Here is a 19,437-nt window from a genome sequence, read left to right as displayed (position 1 = left end):
ATTTTTAAACAAAAATTTACACGTGAAAAAGTTACTATTTGCACTTTGCATATCAGCTTCAGCTTTCAGTTTTGCACAAGACTACTCGGTACCGGCAGCAAGTCCGCGTCAACAGGTAGAACAGCAGTTCTCAATGTCTAAAATCACCATCGATTACGGAAGACCGGGAGTAAAAGGTCGTAAGATCTTCGGAGAATTGGTTCCTTACGGACAAGTTTGGAGAGCGGGAGCAAACTCTTCTACAAAAATCACATTCGGACAGTCGGTTAACTTCGGTGGGAAAATCGTTCCTGCGGGAACTTACGGATTGTTCATCGTTCCTACAGAAAAAGAATGGAAAGTAATCTTGAATAAAGATTTCCAACAGTGGGGAGCGTATACTTATGACGCAAAACAGGATGTTGTAGATGTTACAGTACCTGTTAATAAATTGGCAGACAAACAAGAGTGGTTTGAAATCACATTAAATCCAACAGATGAAAATTCTGGAAATCTTGTCATCAAATGGGATCTTGCTCAGGCAGAGGTTGCTTTAAAACCAGCAAAACCAGAGGCAGTAACCAAAATTGCTGAAAAGCTGAAAGAGATCAAGAAAATTGAATCAGACGCTGCAAAAACAAAAAGCTAAGAGATGGATTTTTCTATTCAACCTATTTTAGAAAATCAGGAATATCAATTAATCCCCTTACAGCAAGGGGATTTTGAGTCTTTATACGAAGTGGCTTCAGACCCTAAAGTTTGGGAACAGCATCCCAATAAAGATCGTTATCAGAGAGAAGTTTTTGAAAACTTTTTCAAAGGCGCAATAGAAAGCAAAGGTGCTTTTAAAATTATAGATAAAAGTTCCGGAGATGTTTTGGGAAGTACCCGTTACTATGATTTTGATGAAAATAAAAATGGCATTTTTGTTGGCTATACTTTTTACGGTACAAAATCTTGGGGAAAAGGAATCAATCCGAAGATCAAAAAATTAATGCTGGATTATATTTTCCAATTTGTAGACAAAGTATTTTTCCATATTGGTAAAGAAAATTTCCGTTCGCAGATTGCTTTGGGAAGACTTGGAGGTGAGAAGATTGCGGAAGAGGAAGTTGCCTATTTCGGAGAACCTACGAGAACTAATTTTGTTTACGAAATCAAAAAAGAAAATTGGTCATGAAAAAATTTAAAATCCAAAAATCACCCTTTGTAGTTCCGACTACAGACGGGAAATTAATTGAAGAACATTGGGGCAATTCTACCCAAAATTCAAATATTTCAATTGCTCACATGGTTGCACCGCCAGATTGGAGTGAACCACATCAGACTCCTCAATTTGACGAATTTACCATGATTATTTCAGGTAAAAAACAATTTGAAATCGATGGCGAAATTGTTATCCTCGAAAAAGGACAAAGCATTTTAGTAGAAAAAGGAGCGAGAGTTCGTTACAGTAATCCCTTTTCTGAGCCTTGCGAATATGTTGCCATTTGTCTTCCTGCCTTTTCAATTGACCTTGTAAATAGGGAAGAGTAGGAAACTGAATAAAAATTATAAAGTCTCTTTGTCATTCTGAAAGTAGCGAAGCGGAATGAAGAATCTACCTTAATAATCTTAACTTCTTAAATGAAACTTAATGGTTAAAATGCGGCAGAATGACAAAAAGACTATTATATTTTTAGAATTTTACTTTAAAATCTCGTTCAAAAACATCAACGTATGATTCCAAGCTCTTTTGGCCATCACTTCGTTATAATCAGGTGATTTTGGATCTGTAAAAGTATGTTTTGAGTGCGCATAAGTAATAATTTGCCAATCCGCATTGCCGTCATTCATCTCTTTAACCAAATTATTGTAATCTTCTGGTGTGATGCTTTTGTCATCAGCAGGGTTTTCAACTAAAATTTTAGTAGAGATCACTCCGTTTTTTCTGGCTTGGTCTTTCCCGATGCTTCCATGGATAGAAATAACGCCCACAACAGGCAGACTTCCTCTCGCAGATTCTAGAGCTCCCGTTCCTCCGAAACAATAACCAATCACGGCAATTTTATCTGAAATAGCTCCATTTTTCTTTAATTGTTCCAAAGCCAAAGAAATTCTTTTTTGATAAGCTTCATAATTCTTTTTATAATATCCTGAAGTTTTTGCAGCAGAATCACCGTCAGCCGGAATATTTCCTTCACCATAAATATCAGCAATGAAAGCAATATAGCCTTGTTTTTCTAATTCAGTGGCAGCCATTTTTGCTTCATCATCAATTCCTTTCCAAGCTGGAAGAATTAAGACTCCGGGAAGTTTTTTACCTGCATTGGAAGTTACCAAACCATTCAGTTTTTGCGTACCATCCTGATAAGAAACTGTTTTAAGATTTTGACTGAAAATTGTTCCTGAAGCCATGAGAGAAGCTGTTAATAAGATTGAACGTATCATATTTCGTAATTTATTTTTTAGGAGCTATTTCCCGCTTTCCGTTACAATCTTTTTTTTCAAAAAAGGATTTTCTCTGCAATCGGGGCTAGGGTATTTGTCGGATTTTAAATTTTTTCACAATAAAATCAATATTCTCTTTGTCATCCCGCAGTAATCTAGACTCGAATCTTTCCATACTATGAATCTAAACCTAACAGGTTTTCGAAACCTGTTAGGTTTGTCGTAATGATTTGTATTTGAAGTAAAATCCTCATCTAAATTAATGAAAATAACTCACAACAACGATTAATAAAACGTTATGAAACATTAAGCTTTATAAAACTGATACTCGCCGTTTTCGTAATACGCATTAATATGTTGCAAACCATTTGTCAGAACAATTTCTGTTGCTCCGATAATGGAATTATATCTAGCGGTTTGTTCAAACGTTTTCTCCGTTAATTTAATAGATGGAGCCTTGCATTCAATCAAGATTTTAGGTTGTGCTTTTTCGGTAACCAAAAGGTCAATTCTCTTTGTTAAACCGTTTAAAACAATCTTTTTTTCAGTAATCAATGCCGATACAGAATAGGATTTTACGGTAAGATAATAATGTATCCAATGCTGCCGCACCCATTCTTCGGGGGTGAGCAAAAGGTAAGTTTTACGAACGACATCATAAATAAAAAACTTATCTTTGTCTTTCTTGAATTTAAAATCAAAAGTTTCCTGAAAATTCAGTTTTGGGAGTTCCATTATAGTAAGATGAAAGAATTAGATTTAATCCTCAAAAATATTAAAAATAAAGAAGTTTTACCTATTTATTTTTTCCACGGAGATGAACCTTATTTTATTGATTTAGCGGTAAAAGCTCTTGAACACGACTTTTTGGAAGAAGATGAAAAGGCTTTCAACCAAACTGTTACTTACGGAAAAGATACTACTTATCAGGAAATTCTTTCGTTGGCCAGACAGTTTCCGATGATGGGAGATAAGCAGGTAATTATCGTAAAAGAAGCTCAGGATTTAAAGCTGAATGAAGAAGAAGGTAGAGCTTTAGAAGCTTATGTTGAAAATCCTGTTCCGTCTACCGTTTTGGTTTTTGCCCACAAACACAAGAAGTTAGACAGTCGAAAAAAGGTTACGAAAGCTTTAGATAAAGCCAAAGCACTTTTTCTGAGTGAATCTATCAGAGAAAATAATCTCCCAAAATGGATAGCTGACGAATGTCTTAAATTAAAAATAAAAACAGCCCCGAATATTTCAAACCTCTTGGCAGAATATCTTGGAAATGACCTTTCCAGAATCGCCAATGAATTAAATAAATTAAAAATAATCCTTAAAGAAGGAGAAGTTCTCGACGGAACAATCATTGAAAACCACATCGGAATCAGTAAAGAATACAATGTTTTCGAATTACAGAAAGCTTTAGGAACAAAAAATGCCAATGCAGCTTTTAAAATTGCTCATTTTATGGGCAAAAATCCTAAAAATAATCCTTTTGTAATGATGTTGGCGAATTTGTACAGCTACTTTTCCAATGTTATTATTTACAATACAATGGCTGGTCAGCCACCGCAGGTTATCGCTTCACAAATGGGAATTAATCCTTATTTTGTTAAAGATTATGCCGAAAGTGCAAGATTATATCCTTTAAAACATGCAACAAGAGTGATTTCAATTTTGAGAGAATTTGACATGAAAGGAAAGGGCCTCGGAGCGGTAAATATGAGCGAAGCGGAATTGATCAAAGAATTGGTTTACAAGATTATCAATGTAGATAAGATTAAGGTCTAATTTTGTTGCTTGTTGTTAGTTTTCAGTTGATGGATATTAAAATCTGTCAATCAAAAACAATCAACCATTAACTATCGAAATTCGACATATTAAATATTGACAAGTATCATTAAAATAACTTTAATTACATATTAAAAATTCCGAAATTAGCAGTCGGAAATTTTTAAATCTTTTGAAAAGCAAATTATGGAGCAAAACATTTTAGATTGTGTGATCGTTGGATCTGGACCTTCTGGTTTCACAGCGGCAATTTATGCAGCAAGAGCAGACTTAAAACCTGAATTATACACAGGTTTGGAGCCGGGCGGACAATTAACGACAACCACAGAAGTTGATAACTTTCCAGGGTATCCGGCAGGGATTACAGGTCCTGAAATGATGATGGATTTGCAAAAACAAGCTGAAAGATTTGATACTAAAGTTCATTACGAAATGATCACTAAAGTTGAATTTTCTAAAGAAGTTGGAGGAGTTCATAAATTATACGCTGGAACCAAAGAGATTTTTGCTAAAACAGTAATTATTTCAACAGGAGCTACAGCAAAATATTTAGGTCTTGATGACGAGAAAAAATACAATGGAGGAGGAGTTTCCGCATGTGCTACATGTGACGGATTTTTCTACAGAGGAAAAGATGTTGTAGTAGTAGGAGCAGGTGATACAGCAGCTGAAGAAGCTACTTACCTTGCTAAATTGGTGAATAAAGTAACCATGTTAGTGAGAAAAGGGGAGTTCAGAGCGTCAAAAGCGATGATCCACAGAGTTCAGAATACACCGAATATTGAAGTGAAGTTTTTCCACGAATTGATTGGTATTGAAGGTGAAAATAATTTAGTAGAAAGAGCAGTTGCCATCAATAACCAAACTCAGGAAAAGTCTACAGTTGATGTTCACGGAATTTTTATCGCGATCGGTCACAAGCCGAATACGGATATTTTTGCAGGACAAATCGACCTTGACGAAAACGGATATATCGTAACTGAAAAAGGTTCTACAAGAACCAATCTTCCCGGAGTTTTTGCAGCAGGAGATGTTCAAGATCATATCTACAGACAAGCGATTACAGCGGCTGGAAGTGGATGTATGTCTGCAATGGATGCTGAAAAATATTTAGCTGAATTACATTAATAGTTAATTTTAAAATATAAAACGCACCTTTTTGGTGCGTTTGTTTTTTACGATGAAAAATCTTTTCTACATATTTATTGGAGGTGGTTTAGGAAGTATTCTAAGATATCTGATATCAAACTATACCCAAAAACTTTGGAATGTTAATTCATTTCCGTTGGGCACTTTTTTGGTGAATATCACAGGATGCCTTCTTATTGGCTTTCTGACTTCTTATTTTGTGAAGAATGACAATTCATTAAAATTTCTTTTAATTACAGGACTTTGCGGAGGTTACACTACTTTTTCTACTTTCTCTGTAGAAAATTTCTCTTTGTGGCAAAATCAACAGTACGGAATCTTATCTTTATATGTTTTATTAAGCCTGATTTTAGGATTTGGAGCTGTGATTTTAGGAATGAAAATTCAAACTTCACTGTAGTAGTCGGTATTTACGAAAAATAATTAGGTTGATTTATAGGTGATTATTGTTTTTTGAATGAAATTCTTTCGAAAATGTTTTGACAGAATTGAAAAACTTTCTATATTTGCACCACCAAAAACAACGATATAATCGAAGTTTAAGGAGAGATGGCAGAGTGGTCGATTGCGATAGTCTTGAAAACTATTGACTGTAACAGGTCCGGGGGTTCGAATCCCTCTCTCTCCGCTTAGGGAGACGTTTATATTTAAACGTCTCCCTTTTTTGTAAGCTTTATTCATTGATTTACAATGTTTTACATTTGAATAAAGTTATATAAATATGTGTTCGAGTTTTTCAGTGTTTACCTTAATAAAAAAATATTGGCTTTAAAACACTCCTATTCTTCATTATTATGTGTTCGATATTCCTTTAACCATTCAATCTTGTAACTCATCAATATTATCAACTTTCTTCAAAGAAGCTGCTAACATATATTGAAAATTCAAGATAATGACTGCTCATCTTCATTAATACATCTTCGTTTGTATAGATAAAGTATCGAATCGAAAAAACGAAGTAGTATATCGTTAATGATAATAATTTGATGAGCTACAAGCTAATTTTATTTAAGCATATTACAAACTGTCCCGTCCTAAAAATCTGTATCGGATTTTTAGGACGGGACATTTAAATATTACAATGAATTGGGTGATTTATCAATTGTTATTTGATAAATTTAAAAAACTACTTCCAGCGTTTGTGTGTTCAAAGCCATAATTTTTTATTGAAACAGTTTTTTTCTGATTTATTTTCCATATTCATAATTTAATTAGTTATTAATGCTTATAAAGAATTTATAAAATTTTGTTTCAGAAATAGACATAAGTTCATTTAATTCAATGGAATTGTTTGTCGTACTTCAACTGTTCCACCTACCAAAAGAATGGGACATTTTTTAGCCACTAAAATTACATTCTCAATTGTTTCGGATTTCATTGTCAAATTGCCACTAACAAAAAAACCATTTTCGAGAACAGTCTTGTGTACTACTGAAAGGTCACTTTTAATTATAGTCCCTTCAAAACTTAATCTTGAGACATTAACTAGTTTTACCTGTGACGCAATTAATGCAATAAATTTTTTCCACTGCTGGTTAATTTTAGCAGCACGTTCGTTGGTTAATTGATTGTCTTCTTGTGGTAGTCTAAATAGCAACACAAACTCTTTTAAGTTTCCCATTTTTCCTTTTAGTTCTGATTATTGAACAAAAGTACCGGACTCTGTTTTCTGAAAAGTTGTCCTATGGCAAAAAAAAATGAGTTTATAAAGAAATTTCCTTTCTTATTCTGCTTAAAGAAGATTTTGTAATACCTAAAAAAGTTGCGATGTGCTTCAAAGCAACATTTTGAACGATCTGTGGTTTGTCTTTCAGAAGCTGTATATATCTTTCTTTAGCTTGGTCTGCAATAATTGATACCCTATGATTTTTCAATACAAAATAAGAACTCACTAATATTGTTCGTCCATGTTCCCTGAAAGCTTCAATCCCGTGAAAGAGTTGTTGAAAGGTTTTGAAATCCAGCTGCCAGCAAACGCAGTCGGTTAATGCCTGAATGTTTTCTCTTGTCGGACTACGAAGAAAGAATGATGAATAATCAATCACAGCGTCTTCTGAACTATAAAAGTTTGTTGTGATGTCATTGCCATTGATATCATTTACAAACGAGCGGGCAAAGCCACTTTCTAAAAACCAATAATAATTTTCTGTTTGCCCTTCTTGAAGTAAAAAGTCATTTTTGATAAATTTTACCTTCTTGAATTTTGGAAGTATCATTGAAAGTTCATCTTCTTTAAAGTCGTTCTCTGAAAAAATTGTTTTCAAAAATTCTTTTTCTTGCATTTTATTTATTATTATAGCTTTTTAGCATTATCGCTACTGCTTCATGATATTAAGATGCTAAATATTATACTAAAGTTAAGATTTTCTCCTTAATCAGAATTCCTAGCTAAGTTAGAACATCCAACCATTTGTAGGAATTATTTCCTTTTTTTGCAAGGAACATCTTAATGCCAATATATATAAGATATAATGATCCTACCGTTTTCAACACAGTAAATAAAAGTATGGATTGCGAAATAATATAACCTATTCCAAAAAGAGTGTAACCCACGTGAACCATAACCGCTAGAGATATGCCAATAGCAGTATAAATCCCCGGAGTTTTTCCATGTACTAGACTTTTTTTTGTAACTAGTACGAAATCTGGTCCTGGGCTTATGGTTGCCAAGATTGCAATAGTCATAACGGCAATAAATTCTGTCATTTTTTCACTAAATTTTAAAGGGTTTGTAGATTTTAGATAAGACTACTAACTTTCTTAGTCTATCTATTATTTTAAAGGATGTTCAGTATTAGTGTTGAAATATTGCCTATTATATACGAAGATATAAATTTGGTGCATAAAAAACTAATCGTTAAATATAATTGAAGATTTATCTGGCTCAAATTAACTTTAAATTAGACCTTATCACATAACATTATACCTGCGATATATTTATTGATCTATATCAGTATTACTTCCAAGTTGATGTAAATCGTCAGCAGCATAAAGGTCGCGGACTATAATTTATAGCGTTAAAAAAAATTGAAAATTGGACTACAACAATTACCAATTGGGCTACTTTTTATAGAACGACAATCAGGAATTTTGTACTTGAGATTTAAGTCAGTTTTATAAATAATTAAAAAAAGAATTATGCAAAAAAGAAAATTAGGAAATAGTGGATTAGAGGTTTCCGCATTGGGCTTTGGCTGTATGGGTTTAAACTTTTTGGACGGGAAAGGCCTTGATAAAAATGATGCCATCACGCTACTACACAACGCCGTTGAAAGAGGGATCACATTTTTTGATACCGCAGAAGCTTACGGACCTTACACCAACGAAGAAATTGTTGGCGAGGCATTACAACCATATAGAGAAGATGTAGTGATTGCCACAAAATTTGGCTGTAAAGAAGCTAGCCCGGCAGTAGGTTTGGACAGCAGACCCGAAACGATAAGAGCAGTAACCGAAGCATCTTTAAAAAGATTAAAAACAGATTATATTGACTTGCTGTATCAGCATAGAGTTGACCCAAATGTTCCGATAGAAGATGTTGCAGGAACGGTAAAAGACCTGATACAGGAGGGCAAAGTAAAATATTTCGGTTTATCGGAAGCAAGTGCTAAAACGATTCGAAAAGCGCATTCAATTCAACCTGTATCAGCTTTGCAAAGCGAATACTCTTTGTTTTGGCGTGAACCGGAAAATGAAATTATACCCACTTTAGAAGAATTAGGAATTGGTTTTGTCCCGTTCAGTCCTTTGGGCAAAGGCTTCCTTACAGGGATCATCAACAAAAAATTAGAGGATATCGACCGTAGAAATGTTATTCCCCGTTTCAGCGAAGAAAACATAAAGGTCAATCTGGTTTTAGTGGACGCACTTTCTGAGATTGCAAAACAAAAAAATATAACGACCGGACAATTAGCATTGGCTTGGCTATTAGCGCAAAAGCCGTGGATAACTCCAATCCCTGGAACCACAAAATTACATCGTTTAGAAGAAAATATTGGCAGTACAAATATTATATTAACAGGCGATGAGCTTGCAAAAATTGACACAACAGTCAAAGGGATTACACTTGTGGGCGACCGTTATCCCGAATTTTTAGAAAAACAAATAGACAGATAAAAACAAACAGCAATGCAGAATATTGAAGGAAAAGTTGTCACTATTACAGGTGCAAGCAGCGGAATGGGTAAAGCCATCGCCGTAGAATTAGCAAAAAATGGTGCAAAGGTTGTTTTAGGTGCAAGACGAACAGAACAATTACAACAACTTGTTGAAGAAATTAAAAGCAAGGGTGGTGAAGCTGCCTTTGCTCAAATTGATGTAAAGAATAAAGCTGATCTGATTAGGTTGGTCAATACGGCAGTTGAGCAGTACGGAAAATTGGATGTCATTGTAAACAACGCAGGGGTCAGCCAATTAAGCCGCATTGATGAATTGGATATTGACGGTTGGGAAGAAATGATCGACATTAACCTCAAAGGTGTTTTGTATGGGATGGCGGCTGCAATTCCCGTTTTCAAACAGCAACGATCGGGACATATTGTCAATATCATTTCAACGTCAGGAATAAAGATTGTTCCAATGCAAGGCGTTTATGCAGGGACTAAAAATGCCATTCGCACGATTGCAGAAGCGTTTCGACAGGAGTCGGACGGAACGATACGCATTACAGGCATTTCGCCCGGATTTGTGAAAACAGATTTTGCGGACAATATAAAAAACGAAGAAATGAAAATAGCTATTCAAAAGGGAATGGAACAAATAGCCATAGATCCCATAGCTATTGCCAATGCCGTCATTTATGCAATAAGCCAACCTGATGATGTTGAAATTGGCGACATTGTGATTCGTCCGTCAAAACAAAATTGATTACATTCGTAAACGAAAATGCAGCAAAAATCTAACATCAATCAAATTAAAAGTATATCGCAATTGGTGTGCGTCTTAGGATTTCCTGCACCCTTGCACCCATTGATCGCACTGGTTGATTACAATAATGTTTCGATCGAAATGTTTCCGAAAGGGCAAAAAGTAAGTCTTGATTTTTACAAAATTTCCTTTAAGCCTACTTTCACAGGGCAAATAAAATACGGACAGGGCTATTATGATTTTGAAGAGGGCGGATTGGCATTTCTAAAGCCAAAACAAATTGTTACTTCACCCGAAGAAACAGAAAGCTATGAAGGGATCGCTTTGTATTTTCATCCGGACTTTATCCGAAATTATCCGTTAGGTAAAGCGATCAATCAGTATGGTTTTTTCTCTTACGATGTTTCAGAAGCCTTGTTTTTATCGGCAAAAGAAAAAGAAATTATAGCCAATTTATTTGCGTCAATAGTCAATGAATTAGACAACAATATCGACAGTTTCAGTCAAGACGTTTTAGTGTCACAGATAGAATTGTTATTGAATTACAGCAATCGTTTTTACAACAGGCAATTTTTGACGAGGAAAGCCGTCAATCACGACATCATCACTTCTTTGGACAAACTTTTAAACAGCTATTTTGAAGAAGAAAATAGTTTAAAAAATGGTTTGCCATCGGTGAAATATATCAGCACAGAATTAAAGCTGTCGCAACGTTATTTGAGCGATATGCTAAGTTCATTGACAGGACTAAACACACAGCAATACATTCAGAATACGATCATAGAAAAAGCGAAGGAAAAATTATCAACGACAGATCTATCTGTTTCGGAAATTGCTTATGAATTGGGCTTTGAACATTCACAATCGTTTAGCAAACTTTTCAAGATCAAGACCAACCTTTCGCCTTTGGAGTTTAGGCAGTCGTTTAATTGAAATACCAAAAATTCACTATTATTCATTGTTAAATTTCCTATCATTGGCAAAGAAAAAACAGAATCCTCAGTTACTAATAACAGGATTATATTTAAATCAATTGTCAGCTGATATTGATAATTTTTATAAATATATTTACAGCATTCCAAATGAATACAAGTATCGATTTGACAACTCTAAGAATGGGTGATCTGTCTAGATTTGAAATACTTGTATTGAAAATAGTGTCATTTTCTGTAACCTGTATAAATGGTTTTTCCTGAACAGGATTTCCAAGCAGAAAATGGTCTATGTCATGTTTTTCAAGATCACCAAACTTAAAGCTTATTTCATTGAAATTTTTTTTTAGTTTTTCTTCAGAAATTATACCATCAGTAAATGACTCCAATGTTTTATAGTTGAAAGAGAATATATCCTCAAGAAAAATTCAGTAATATTAGATAAATTTACCAATTAAGGATTCATGAATACAACTGCTTAACCGATTCATCGATTATGTCAAATAATTGATTAGGAGGATCTTAAATGATTCGATAAAAAGAGGGTATTTTTTATAATAATATTATCCTGATCTAATGTTGATATAAACATTTATTTTTCAAGAATCATGGTCACACCTTGACCTCTTGCAGCACAAATCGAAATAAAACCTTTTCCACTTCCTTTTTCATTTAGTAATTTGGCAAGCGTTGCAATAATTCTTCCACCGGTAGCAGCGAATGGATGGGCCGCTGCAAGACTACTTCCTTTTATATTCAGTTTGCTTCTGTCAATGTGTCCTAAAGCATTTTCTAAGCCAAATTCTTTTGATAGTTTTTCGCTTTCCCATATTTTTAAAGTCGCTAAAACCTGCGCCGCAAAAGCCTCGTGGATCTCATAAAAGTCAAATTCATCCAGCTTTAAGTGTGCTCTTTTTAGCATTCGATCTGCAGCATTAACGGGTGCCAATAATAAATTTTGTTTGTTCTTAATATATTCTATTCCTGCGATTTCAGCCTGAGTGATGTACGCTAAAATTGGAAGGTTATTTTCTTTTGCCCATTCTTCACTGCCTAGCAATATGGATGAAGCGCCGTCAGTAAATGGGGTAGAATTACCAGCTGTTAAGGTTCCGTTTTGTTTACCAAAGGCAGGTTTTAGTCTTGATAATTTCTCATAAGAAGTATCACGTCTCATATTGTTATCAATCGAAATTCCTAAAAAAGGGGTTATCATGTCATCATAAAAACCTTCATCATAGGCTTTAGCCATATTTTGATGACTTTGCAGTGCTAATCTATCCTGATCTTCTCTGGAAATCCCGTAATATTTAGCAGTAATTTCTGTATGTTCTCCCATTACCAAACCAGTTTCGGGCTCTTTACCTTTGTAAGGAATCGGTATGAAATCTTTAATTTTCGCTTTTGATAAAACTTTTAATTTACCCAATGTTGATTTTTCACTGTTTGCTTTTAATAGTATTTTTCGCAGACGTGCATTTGTTTCAAAAGGGATGTTACTCATTGCTTCCACGCCACACGCGATGCCACTTTCTATCTGTCCCAATGCAATTTTATTTGCGATGTAGATGGCTGATTCAATACCCGTATCGCAAGCCTGTTGAATATCACATCCGGGAGTTGCCGGGTCAAGTGAAGTTTTCATTACAGATTCCCGAATAAGGTTGCTCTCAGAAATGTGCTTGATCACAGATCCGCCTGCAACTTCCCCCAATCTTTTATTGGTTAAATTACATTTATCAATTAATCCATTTAGGGCAGCAACTAATAAATCCTGATTAGTAGCATCGGCAAAAACGCCGTTATGTTTTACAAAAGGCGTTCTGTTATAACCTACAATGGCGACTTTTTTTGGTGTCATTTTTGGTTTTTTTAATTAAATATTAATTGCAGGTTGACCGGAGACCAGCATATAGGCTTCTTTCAAAACTTCTGAATAGGTAGGATGTGCATAAGAAATCATAAACATATCACTGTCGGTAACTTCATATTCTAATGAAATTACAGCTTGAGCAATCAGATCAGCAGCTCGGGGGCCGATGATATGCACGCCCAAAACCTCGCCATATTTAGGTTCTGATAATACCTTTGCAAAACCATCTTTCTCCATAGCCGCTCTGGCTCTGGCACTTGCGGAAAATGGAAATTTCCCTTTTCTGTACTCAATTCCTTTAGCTATCAACTCTTCTTCCGTATAACCTACAGATGCGACTTCAGGCCAGGTGTAAACTACTCCAGGGATTCTATTATAATGAATATGGGGCTTTTGTCCATTAATAATTTCTGCCACAAATACACCTTCTTCTTCCGCTTTGTGAGCCAACATTGGTCCTGCAACTACATCTCCGATAGCGTAAATTGATGGAACATTTGTCTGAAGATTTTCATTGGTTTTTATTCTGCCTTTCTCATCGAGCTCGATTTCTGTATTTTCCAGGCCAAGCCCTTCGGTGTATGGTCTGCGTCCTACAGCCATCAATACATAATCAGCTTCCAAATTAAAATCTTCCTGACTTTCATTCTTATAATATACGATTGCTTTATCTCCCGCATTTTCTACATTATAAACACTTTGATTGAGTTGGATGTCAATACCTTGCTTGGTGAGGATCTTCCTTAAACTAGTACCAAGTTCACGGTCCATTGTCGAGATCAGTTCCTTCGTATATTCAATTATTGTAACCTTAGTTCCGATCCGGTTATATATGGATGCTATTTCTACCCCAATAACGCCACCGCCAATGATGATCATGCTTTTGGGCTTATCCTTTAAAGTTAAAGCTTCAGTAGAAGTAATAATCCTTTTTTTATCGATTGTAATACCGGGAAGTGTTGCAGGTTTTGAGCCTGTGGCAATGATAAAGTGTTTAGCTTGAATTTCTGTAACTATATCATTTGATTGAGTGACTTTTATAGTAGTATTGTTCAGAAATTGTGCAGTCCCCTCAAATACAGTAATTTTATTTTTATTCATTAAAAAATTCAATCCCTTCGTGTTTTGTGCAACCACCTCATTTTTCCTTGAGATAAATTGCTGAAAATTCAGATTTACCTCACCCACTTCAATCCCATGTTTATCGAAAGTTTCTATTGCCTGATGGTAATGTTCTGAGCTGTCAAGTAAAGCTTTGGTAGGGATGCATCCCACGTTAGTACAAGTTCCGCCCAATGTTGGATATTTTTCAATAATTGCAGTTTTATAACCCAATTGGGCACAACGTATTGCAGCAACATATCCTCCGGGTCCTGACCCGATTACTGCGATGTCAAAATTTTCCATTATGCATATATCTTTAGTGAGTTATATTTTCTATGACAATTGCAGATGCGCCACCACCTCCATTACAGATAGCTGCAACACCATATTTTCCATTTTCCTGTTTTAATACAGAAACTAAAGTACAAATAATTCGAGCTCCTGATGCACCTAAGGGATGTCCTAATGCTACTGCACCTCCATATACATTTATTTTTTCAGGATTCAATTCCAATATCTTTTGATTTGCCAAAGACACGGCAGCGTAAGCTTCGTTGATTTCAAAAAAATCAATGTCTTCCAATGTGAGATTTGCTCTTTCTAATGCTTTTGGAATGGCAACAGATGGAGCAGTGGTAAACCATTCCGGAGCCTGAGCAGCATCTGCATAGCTTATAATTTTTGCCAAAGGCTTGAGATTGTATTTTTCCACCGCTTCTTTGGATGCTAATAGTATAGCCGCGGCACCGTCATTTAAATTACTGGCATTGGCTGCTGTAATGGTTCCACCTTCAACAAAAGTTGGTTTTAATTTAGAAACTTTCTCAGGAACTATTTTATAAATATCTTCATCCTCAGTAATTAATATTTCTCCATTTTTCTGTTTTAAATTAAATGGAATGATTTCTTTTTCAAACTTTCCTGATTTGGTTGCATTAGCCGCTTTTTCATAAGATTGAATCGCATATTCGTCCTGCTGCTCTCTTGTTATTTGAAATTTCTCAACGCAAAGCTCAGCGGCATTTCCCATATGATAATCATTATACACATCAGTCAGTCCATCTTTTAGGAGTCCATCTGTCAAGGTTTCATGACCTAGTTTGTTTATCTTGCGTTTATTGGTATAATGAGGAACATTGCTCATACTTTCCATTCCTCCGGAAATTACAAGATCTTCAAGTCCCAACTGGATTTGCTGGGCGCCAAGTATTGTTGCTTTCATTCCGGCCGCACATACTTTATTTATTGTGGTGCAATCTGTTTCATCAGGAATTCCTGCAAATTTTGAGGCTTGTCGGGCAGGAGACTGACCCAAATTTGCAGACAGAACATTTCCCATATAGACACTGTCAATATTTTTACCGTCTATACCTACAGTACTCATGACACCTTTGATTGCTGCCGCTCCTAGCTCGGTTGCTGAAACTTCTGCAAAATTGCCTAAAAAACCACCGATAGGTGTACGTCTAGCGGCTACTATAAAAACATCTTTCATTATTAATTCAATTTAAATTTCACGAAATATAACAGTTGAGTTGTGACCTCCAAATCCGAAAGCATTACTCATTGCCGTTGTAACTTTTTTCTGCAATGGCTGGTTCATCACTATTTGAATACCTTTTGGCACTAGAGGGTCAAGATTTTCAATATTGATCGTTGGAGGAATGATATTTTCATTTATCGATTTGATAGCAAGTATGGCCTCAATGGCTCCGGCAGCTCCCAATAAATGTCCGGTCATGGATTTTGATGAACTCACCCATAAGTTACTGGAACCCTGAAAAGTTTTATTGACAGCATTAAGTTCTGCAATATCTCCTACAGGTGTAGAGGTTGCGTGAAGATTCAGGTAGTCTAGTTCTGAGGGATTTAATTTTGCTTCTTTCAAGGCAAGTTGCATTGCTTTAGAAGCACCTAACCCTTCCGGATGTGGGGAGGTCATATGGTAGGCGTCAGCAGTCATTGATGCCCCTACTAATTCAGCATAGATTTTCGCTCCTCTTTTTTTTGCGTGCTCATATTCTTCCAAAATTATTGCACCGGCACCTTCACCCATTACAAAACCATCACGGTCTCTATCAAAAGGTCGGCTTGCAGTAAGCGGATCAGCGTTGCGGGCTGACATTGCTTTCATCGAAGAAAATCCTCCAATAGAAGCAGCGGTGATCGGAGCTTCTGAACCACCGGTCACAAATATTTTTGCTTTTCCTAAACGTATGTAATTAAAGGAATCCATTATTGCTGTATTTGATGTAGCACATGCTGATACTGTTGTATAATTGATTCCCTGCAGACCAAATTTAATGGAGATCATTCCTGATGCCATATTAACGATCAGTTTAGGTACAAAGAAGGGACTGAACCTGGGAACGTAATTTCCTGTGACGTAATTTTCTACTTCGCTTTCAAATGTTTCCATACCTCCCTGACCAACACCCCAAATAACACCGATGTCGAAAGGGTCTATAGATGAGATGTCCAAGCCTGAATCTTCCAATGCTTGCGAGGCACTGTAGAGGGCATACTGCGTAAATAGGTCGCTTCTTTTGATTTCATTACGGTCAAGGTACTTTTGAGGTTCAAAATTCTTAATTTCACAAGCAATCTGCGTACGGAATTTCGAGGCGTCAAATCGTGTGATATAGTCTGTGCTACTATGGCCATTTACGGCATTGTCCCAGAAAGAATCTATATCATTTCCCAAAGGATTGATTGTTCCTAAGCCTGTAATTACAACTCTTTTCATTAGTTTTTTTTAATTTCTGTTTTAAATAAATTGGAAGAGCCTTTAGCTATTAATCTGCTTTTGTCACTGTTCCAGATTTCGCATTCGGCATTGATAAATTGTTTTCCTTTTTTTACAATAGTCGTTTTTGCAATGATAATTTCGTCACCTGCCACTGGAGAAAAATAATCAATAACATTATTAATTGTAGTATAGAAATAGGGCTCATCCAATGAAAACATTGTTGCACCAATGATATCATCTATGATATCAGCTGTAACACCTCCATGAAGATTACCTACAGGATTTAACCACTCCGGGCAAATTCGGTAAGTGAATTCCAGTTTTCCCGGCTCCGCCGCAACAATGATTGGATTCAACCAACGCATAAATGGCGATGGTGATTCAGTAAATTCTTTTCCTCTATAGGATTTGATTTTTTCTAGTGGTGTCATATTTTTTTTGTTTTTAATGATCAATAAAATATACCAATCGGTATTTTTATGGGTAAAAAATTTTACTTTATAATTTCCACATCAATGATTTTCTTAATTCTGTTCAACACTAAGTAAAGATCTGCCGGATCATCTGAAATTTTCGCAAACAAAATCCCTCCTTCTATCATCATAATGAATAATTTAGAGTATTCAGGAACATTAATTTCCTTTTTAAATAGTTCTTTCTGTCTACCTTCATCTATCATCGCTGAAATATAGTCTTCCCAATTTTCAAAAGTTGATCTTACCAATGCTTTCATCGCAGGCATAACATCATCGGATTCTGCAGCTGAATTTAGAATCGGACATCCGCCATTTTCAAAGACAGTTTTCCAATTTACACGGTAAAAATTCAGAAATGCTATCAGCTGTTCGTAGGCATTGTTCTTCTTTGAGATCCAAGCTTCGGTTTTTCTTGAAAGTTCTTTTGTATTATACTTAAAGACGGCAAGGCCAACCTCTTCTTTATTTAAAAAATTCCCATAGATACTTCCTTTAGTTAAACCTGTGGCATTGGTAATATCTGACAAAGAGGTACCTGCGTAACCTTTTTTATTAAAAATAGGTGCTGTTTTTTCAATAATGAACTGTCGCGTTTGTTCTGCCTTTGTCATTTATCTGATAGTTGTATAACAAAGATATGAAATAATACCGAAAGGTATATTTTTATTTTTGAAAAATTGTAACATTATATTAATCAGTCGATTTTAATTATTTATTCAGGTCAACAGTAAGGAACTAACTATTTTAATTACTGATCCGTCCTGATTTGCTATAATAAATTAAACTGATTTGAAAAATCGTTCAAATGTCATGGGCTTCAATAAATAATCAGCAGCCTCCAATTCGAATCCTTCAATGGTATATTCACGATAAGCGGTAATGAAAACTGTTAGACCTTTTATTTAATGATTTAAGAGATTCAATTCCGTTCAGATTTGGTATCTGAATATCCAAATACATTAGATCGCCAGACTCCTGCTATAAAATTCTGTAAGCTTCCAATGCATTTTCCCTATTTTTTCCTTGTAGTAAACAGCTTTAAGGTAATTATATGAGATGTGTAGTAGGAAGACGTCTCGTACTACCATCATCATCTACTTTATTTATAATTTTAAGTAATTCGGATGCTGCAATAATCCCCATTTTATATCCATCATTAATTTGAAATTGGTAAGATTCGTCAAGATATTTTGGAAGTGTACCTTCACTTATTGCAATCACTTTTATGTTACTGTTGTGGAGATTTGTTTTAATTAGGGAACTATGAAGTCCAATTAAAGTTTCGTCGCTCATCGCAAAAAAGCCATCAAAATTATTTTGACTCAAAAGAATATCAAGTTTTTCTTTTACTACATCTGCAGACTCACAAAATATTGTTTTGCATTCAATTTCCGGAAACTCCCCGATTTTTTTTAAGAAAGAATCCATTCTCGTTTGTGTGATATCGAGACTTTCATCACCAAAAATTGCTAATATATTCTTACAGCCATTCTTTATTAGATTCTCTGCACATAGTTCCGAGTTTTTTGCATTATCAAAGATCACAGAATCGAAGCTATGGTGAGGTATGATCTTATCAAAAATCACAATGGGGATTTCCATTTCCTTTACTTTTTGAAAATGTTGAAAGTCTTTCGTTTCTTTTGTGAGAGAAACAAGAATACCATCTACTCTGGAGTTAATACAGGTTTGTATATTTTGTTCTTCTGTTGCAGAAGTATCGTCAGAAGAAAGGATGAAAAAATGATATCCTTCCTTATTAAGTACAGAGGAAATTCCCCTAATGATGGAGGGTATAAAAAACATCGATATCTCAGGAACAATAAGACCGATAACTTTAGAAGACTTTTTTCTAAAGTTGATGGCGAAATCATTGGGAACATAATTAAATGTTTCAGCAGCTTCTCTGACCTTGAGCTTAACAGAACTACTAATGTCAGGATGATCCTTCAATGCTCTCGAAACTGTTGAGGTACTAATATTAAGCATCTCAGCAAGGTCTTTTATGGTCGTTCTTTTCATTTTGATTGTTCGTCTCAATTATTGGGAGAAAATAAGAATAATTACGTAATAGTATTTTGTTAATATTTGTTAAATAAATAC

General features: G+C 35.2%; 22 protein-coding genes and 1 tRNA gene. 10 read left to right on the top strand and 13 right to left on the bottom strand.

The genetic code is table 11. The features are described 5' to 3' along the window. The first annotated feature begins 22 nt into the window (after window positions 1-22). The 3 genes from A0O34_RS00765 to A0O34_RS00755 are packed head-to-tail and all read left to right on the top strand — an operon-like array spanning window position 23 to window position 1,515. Window positions 23-628: a DUF2911 domain-containing protein gene (locus A0O34_RS00765; protein ID WP_066759385.1), complete on the top strand. Its 606-nt coding sequence runs from the start codon at window positions 23-25 to the stop codon at window positions 626-628. A gap of 3 nt (window positions 629-631) precedes the next feature. Next, entirely contained in the window at window positions 632-1,159 is a 528-nt protein-coding gene (locus A0O34_RS00760) for a GNAT family N-acetyltransferase (RefSeq protein ID WP_066750141.1), read from the top strand. Next, the gene (locus tag A0O34_RS00755; RefSeq protein ID WP_066750139.1) at window positions 1,156-1,515 is read left to right on the top strand and encodes a cupin domain-containing protein; all 360 of its coding nucleotides are present in this window, start codon (window positions 1,156-1,158) and stop codon (window positions 1,513-1,515) included. Before A0O34_RS00760 ends, A0O34_RS00755 begins: the two co-directional genes overlap by 4 nt. 150 nt (window positions 1,516-1,665) lie before the next feature. Here the strand turns inward: A0O34_RS00755 and A0O34_RS00750 are convergent, their stop codons facing one another. Both A0O34_RS00750 and A0O34_RS00745 read right to left on the bottom strand, forming a co-directional pair. Continuing rightward, window positions 1,666-2,409: a dienelactone hydrolase family protein gene (locus tag A0O34_RS00750; RefSeq protein WP_066750137.1), complete on the bottom strand. Its 744-nt coding sequence runs from the start codon at window positions 2,407-2,409 to the stop codon at window positions 1,666-1,668. 306 nt (window positions 2,410-2,715) lie between these two features. After that, window positions 2,716-3,144, bottom strand: coding sequence for a type I restriction enzyme HsdR N-terminal domain-containing protein (locus tag A0O34_RS00745; protein WP_066750135.1), 429 nt, complete (start codon window positions 3,142-3,144; stop codon window positions 2,716-2,718). 9 nt (window positions 3,145-3,153) lie between these two features. Here A0O34_RS00745 and holA point away from each other — a divergent pair, with 9 nt between their 5' ends. From holA to A0O34_RS00725, 4 genes are all read left to right on the top strand, one after another. Then, window positions 3,154-4,185, top strand: coding sequence for a DNA polymerase III subunit delta (gene holA / locus A0O34_RS00740; RefSeq protein WP_066750133.1), 1,032 nt, complete (start codon window positions 3,154-3,156; stop codon window positions 4,183-4,185). A 186-nt stretch (window positions 4,186-4,371) separates the two neighbouring features. Next, window positions 4,372-5,313 carry a thioredoxin-disulfide reductase gene (gene trxB, locus A0O34_RS00735; RefSeq protein ID WP_066750132.1) on the top strand — a complete coding sequence of 314 codons (942 nt, stop codon included), beginning with the start codon at window positions 4,372-4,374 and terminating at the stop codon, window positions 5,311-5,313. Between the two features lie 52 nt (window positions 5,314-5,365). Beyond that, window positions 5,366-5,734: a fluoride efflux transporter CrcB gene (gene crcB / locus A0O34_RS00730; protein ID WP_066750130.1), complete on the top strand. Its 369-nt coding sequence runs from the start codon at window positions 5,366-5,368 to the stop codon at window positions 5,732-5,734. A 143-nt stretch (window positions 5,735-5,877) separates the two neighbouring features. After that, window positions 5,878-5,962: transfer RNA gene (locus tag A0O34_RS00725), tRNA-Ser, on the top strand. Window positions 5,963-6,607: 645 nt separating this feature from the next. Here A0O34_RS00725 and A0O34_RS00720 read toward each other — a convergent pair. The 3 genes from A0O34_RS00720 to A0O34_RS00710 all read right to left on the bottom strand — a co-directional run bounded on the left by A0O34_RS00720 (window position 6,608) and on the right by A0O34_RS00710 (window position 8,040). Further along, window positions 6,608-6,955: a YciI family protein gene (locus tag A0O34_RS00720; RefSeq protein WP_082891064.1), complete on the bottom strand. Its 348-nt coding sequence runs from the start codon at window positions 6,953-6,955 to the stop codon at window positions 6,608-6,610. 82 nt (window positions 6,956-7,037) lie between these two features. Continuing rightward, entirely contained in the window at window positions 7,038-7,616 is a 579-nt protein-coding gene (locus tag A0O34_RS00715) for a Crp/Fnr family transcriptional regulator (RefSeq protein ID WP_066750127.1), read from the bottom strand. 106 nt (window positions 7,617-7,722) lie between these two features. Next, window positions 7,723-8,040 carry a LysE family translocator gene (locus A0O34_RS00710; RefSeq protein ID WP_066750125.1) on the bottom strand — a complete coding sequence of 106 codons (318 nt, stop codon included), beginning with the start codon at window positions 8,038-8,040 and terminating at the stop codon, window positions 7,723-7,725. A 432-nt stretch (window positions 8,041-8,472) separates the two neighbouring features. On the opposite strand from A0O34_RS00710, the gene A0O34_RS00705 reads away from it, so the two are divergent. Genes A0O34_RS00705 through A0O34_RS00695 form a run of 3 tightly spaced genes read left to right on the top strand, consistent with a single transcriptional unit; the run spans window position 8,473 to window position 11,133 of the window. Continuing rightward, entirely contained in the window at window positions 8,473-9,450 is a 978-nt protein-coding gene (locus A0O34_RS00705) for an aldo/keto reductase (protein ID WP_066750123.1), read from the top strand. A gap of 12 nt (window positions 9,451-9,462) precedes the next feature. Then, window positions 9,463-10,200, top strand: a complete 738-nt coding sequence (locus A0O34_RS00700) for an SDR family oxidoreductase (RefSeq protein WP_066750121.1) — start codon at window positions 9,463-9,465, stop codon at window positions 10,198-10,200. 18 nt (window positions 10,201-10,218) lie between these two features. Continuing rightward, window positions 10,219-11,133 carry a helix-turn-helix domain-containing protein gene (locus tag A0O34_RS00695; RefSeq protein WP_066750119.1) on the top strand — a complete coding sequence of 305 codons (915 nt, stop codon included), beginning with the start codon at window positions 10,219-10,221 and terminating at the stop codon, window positions 11,131-11,133. A 103-nt stretch (window positions 11,134-11,236) separates the two neighbouring features. Here the strand turns inward: A0O34_RS00695 and A0O34_RS00690 are convergent, their stop codons facing one another. The 8 genes from A0O34_RS00690 to A0O34_RS00655 form a co-directional block, all read right to left on the bottom strand. Beyond that, window positions 11,237-11,521 (bottom strand): hypothetical protein, encoded by a 285-nt coding sequence (locus A0O34_RS00690; RefSeq protein ID WP_066750117.1) that lies wholly within the window; start codon window positions 11,519-11,521, stop codon window positions 11,237-11,239. A gap of 203 nt (window positions 11,522-11,724) precedes the next feature. Further along, complete coding sequence (locus A0O34_RS00685; protein ID WP_066750115.1) at window positions 11,725-12,993, bottom strand: acetyl-CoA C-acetyltransferase; 1,269 nt, start codon at window positions 12,991-12,993, stop codon at window positions 11,725-11,727. Window positions 12,994-13,008: 15 nt separating this feature from the next. Continuing rightward, window positions 13,009-14,412 (bottom strand): dihydrolipoyl dehydrogenase, encoded by a 1,404-nt coding sequence (gene lpdA, locus A0O34_RS00680; protein ID WP_066750114.1) that lies wholly within the window; start codon window positions 14,410-14,412, stop codon window positions 13,009-13,011. A gap of 13 nt (window positions 14,413-14,425) precedes the next feature. Continuing rightward, the gene (locus A0O34_RS00675; protein WP_066750112.1) at window positions 14,426-15,604 is read right to left on the bottom strand and encodes an acetyl-CoA C-acyltransferase; all 1,179 of its coding nucleotides are present in this window, start codon (window positions 15,602-15,604) and stop codon (window positions 14,426-14,428) included. Between the two features lie 12 nt (window positions 15,605-15,616). Beyond that, window positions 15,617-16,855, bottom strand: a complete 1,239-nt coding sequence (gene fabF / locus A0O34_RS00670; RefSeq protein WP_066750110.1) for a beta-ketoacyl-ACP synthase II — start codon at window positions 16,853-16,855, stop codon at window positions 15,617-15,619. Further along, complete coding sequence (locus tag A0O34_RS00665; protein ID WP_066759377.1) at window positions 16,855-17,289, bottom strand: PaaI family thioesterase; 435 nt, start codon at window positions 17,287-17,289, stop codon at window positions 16,855-16,857. The genes fabF and A0O34_RS00665 overlap by 1 nt, the downstream gene beginning before the upstream one ends. Before the next feature lie 62 nt (window positions 17,290-17,351). Beyond that, window positions 17,352-17,945: a TetR/AcrR family transcriptional regulator gene (locus A0O34_RS00660; RefSeq protein ID WP_066750108.1), complete on the bottom strand. Its 594-nt coding sequence runs from the start codon at window positions 17,943-17,945 to the stop codon at window positions 17,352-17,354. Between the two features lie 436 nt (window positions 17,946-18,381). Continuing rightward, complete coding sequence (locus tag A0O34_RS00655) at window positions 18,382-19,356, bottom strand: LacI family DNA-binding transcriptional regulator (RefSeq protein WP_066750105.1); 975 nt, start codon at window positions 19,354-19,356, stop codon at window positions 18,382-18,384. Window positions 19,357-19,437: the final 81 nt, after the last annotated feature.

It is taken from the genome of Chryseobacterium glaciei (assembly GCF_001648155.1).
GTDB lineage: Bacteria > Bacteroidota > Bacteroidia > Flavobacteriales > Weeksellaceae > Chryseobacterium > Chryseobacterium glaciei.
Note: the sequence above shows the minus strand (reverse complement) of the source record. Positions and strands in the feature narration are given on the sequence as shown.

Coding starts and splice junctions, on each gene's coding strand:
- A0O34_RS00760 (WP_066750141.1), top strand. CDS start 632: ATGGATTTTTCTATTCAACCTATTTTAGAAAATCAGGAATATCAATTA.
- A0O34_RS00755 (WP_066750139.1), top strand. CDS start 1,156: ATGAAAAAATTTAAAATCCAAAAATCACCCTTTGTAGTTCCGACTACA.
- A0O34_RS00750 (WP_066750137.1), bottom strand. CDS start 2,409: ATGATACGTTCAATCTTATTAACAGCTTCTCTCATGGCTTCAGGAACA.
- A0O34_RS00745 (WP_066750135.1), bottom strand. CDS start 3,144: ATGGAACTCCCAAAACTGAATTTTCAGGAAACTTTTGATTTTAAATTC.
- holA (WP_066750133.1), top strand. CDS start 3,154: ATGAAAGAATTAGATTTAATCCTCAAAAATATTAAAAATAAAGAAGTT.
- trxB (WP_066750132.1), top strand. CDS start 4,372: ATGGAGCAAAACATTTTAGATTGTGTGATCGTTGGATCTGGACCTTCT.
- crcB (WP_066750130.1), top strand. CDS start 5,366: ATGAAAAATCTTTTCTACATATTTATTGGAGGTGGTTTAGGAAGTATT.
- A0O34_RS00720 (WP_082891064.1), bottom strand. CDS start 6,955: ATGGGAAACTTAAAAGAGTTTGTGTTGCTATTTAGACTACCACAAGAA.
- A0O34_RS00715 (WP_066750127.1), bottom strand. CDS start 7,616: ATGCAAGAAAAAGAATTTTTGAAAACAATTTTTTCAGAGAACGACTTT.
- A0O34_RS00710 (WP_066750125.1), bottom strand. CDS start 8,040: ATGACAGAATTTATTGCCGTTATGACTATTGCAATCTTGGCAACCATA.
- A0O34_RS00705 (WP_066750123.1), top strand. CDS start 8,473: ATGCAAAAAAGAAAATTAGGAAATAGTGGATTAGAGGTTTCCGCATTG.
- A0O34_RS00700 (WP_066750121.1), top strand. CDS start 9,463: ATGCAGAATATTGAAGGAAAAGTTGTCACTATTACAGGTGCAAGCAGC.
- A0O34_RS00695 (WP_066750119.1), top strand. CDS start 10,219: ATGCAGCAAAAATCTAACATCAATCAAATTAAAAGTATATCGCAATTG.
- A0O34_RS00685 (WP_066750115.1), bottom strand. CDS start 12,993: ATGACACCAAAAAAAGTCGCCATTGTAGGTTATAACAGAACGCCTTTT.
- lpdA (WP_066750114.1), bottom strand. CDS start 14,412: ATGGAAAATTTTGACATCGCAGTAATCGGGTCAGGACCCGGAGGATAT.
- A0O34_RS00675 (WP_066750112.1), bottom strand. CDS start 15,604: ATGAAAGATGTTTTTATAGTAGCCGCTAGACGTACACCTATCGGTGGT.
- fabF (WP_066750110.1), bottom strand. CDS start 16,855: ATGAAAAGAGTTGTAATTACAGGCTTAGGAACAATCAATCCTTTGGGA.
- A0O34_RS00665 (WP_066759377.1), bottom strand. CDS start 17,289: ATGACACCACTAGAAAAAATCAAATCCTATAGAGGAAAAGAATTTACT.
- A0O34_RS00660 (WP_066750108.1), bottom strand. CDS start 17,945: ATGACAAAGGCAGAACAAACGCGACAGTTCATTATTGAAAAAACAGCA.
- A0O34_RS00655 (WP_066750105.1), bottom strand. CDS start 19,356: ATGAAAAGAACGACCATAAAAGACCTTGCTGAGATGCTTAATATTAGT.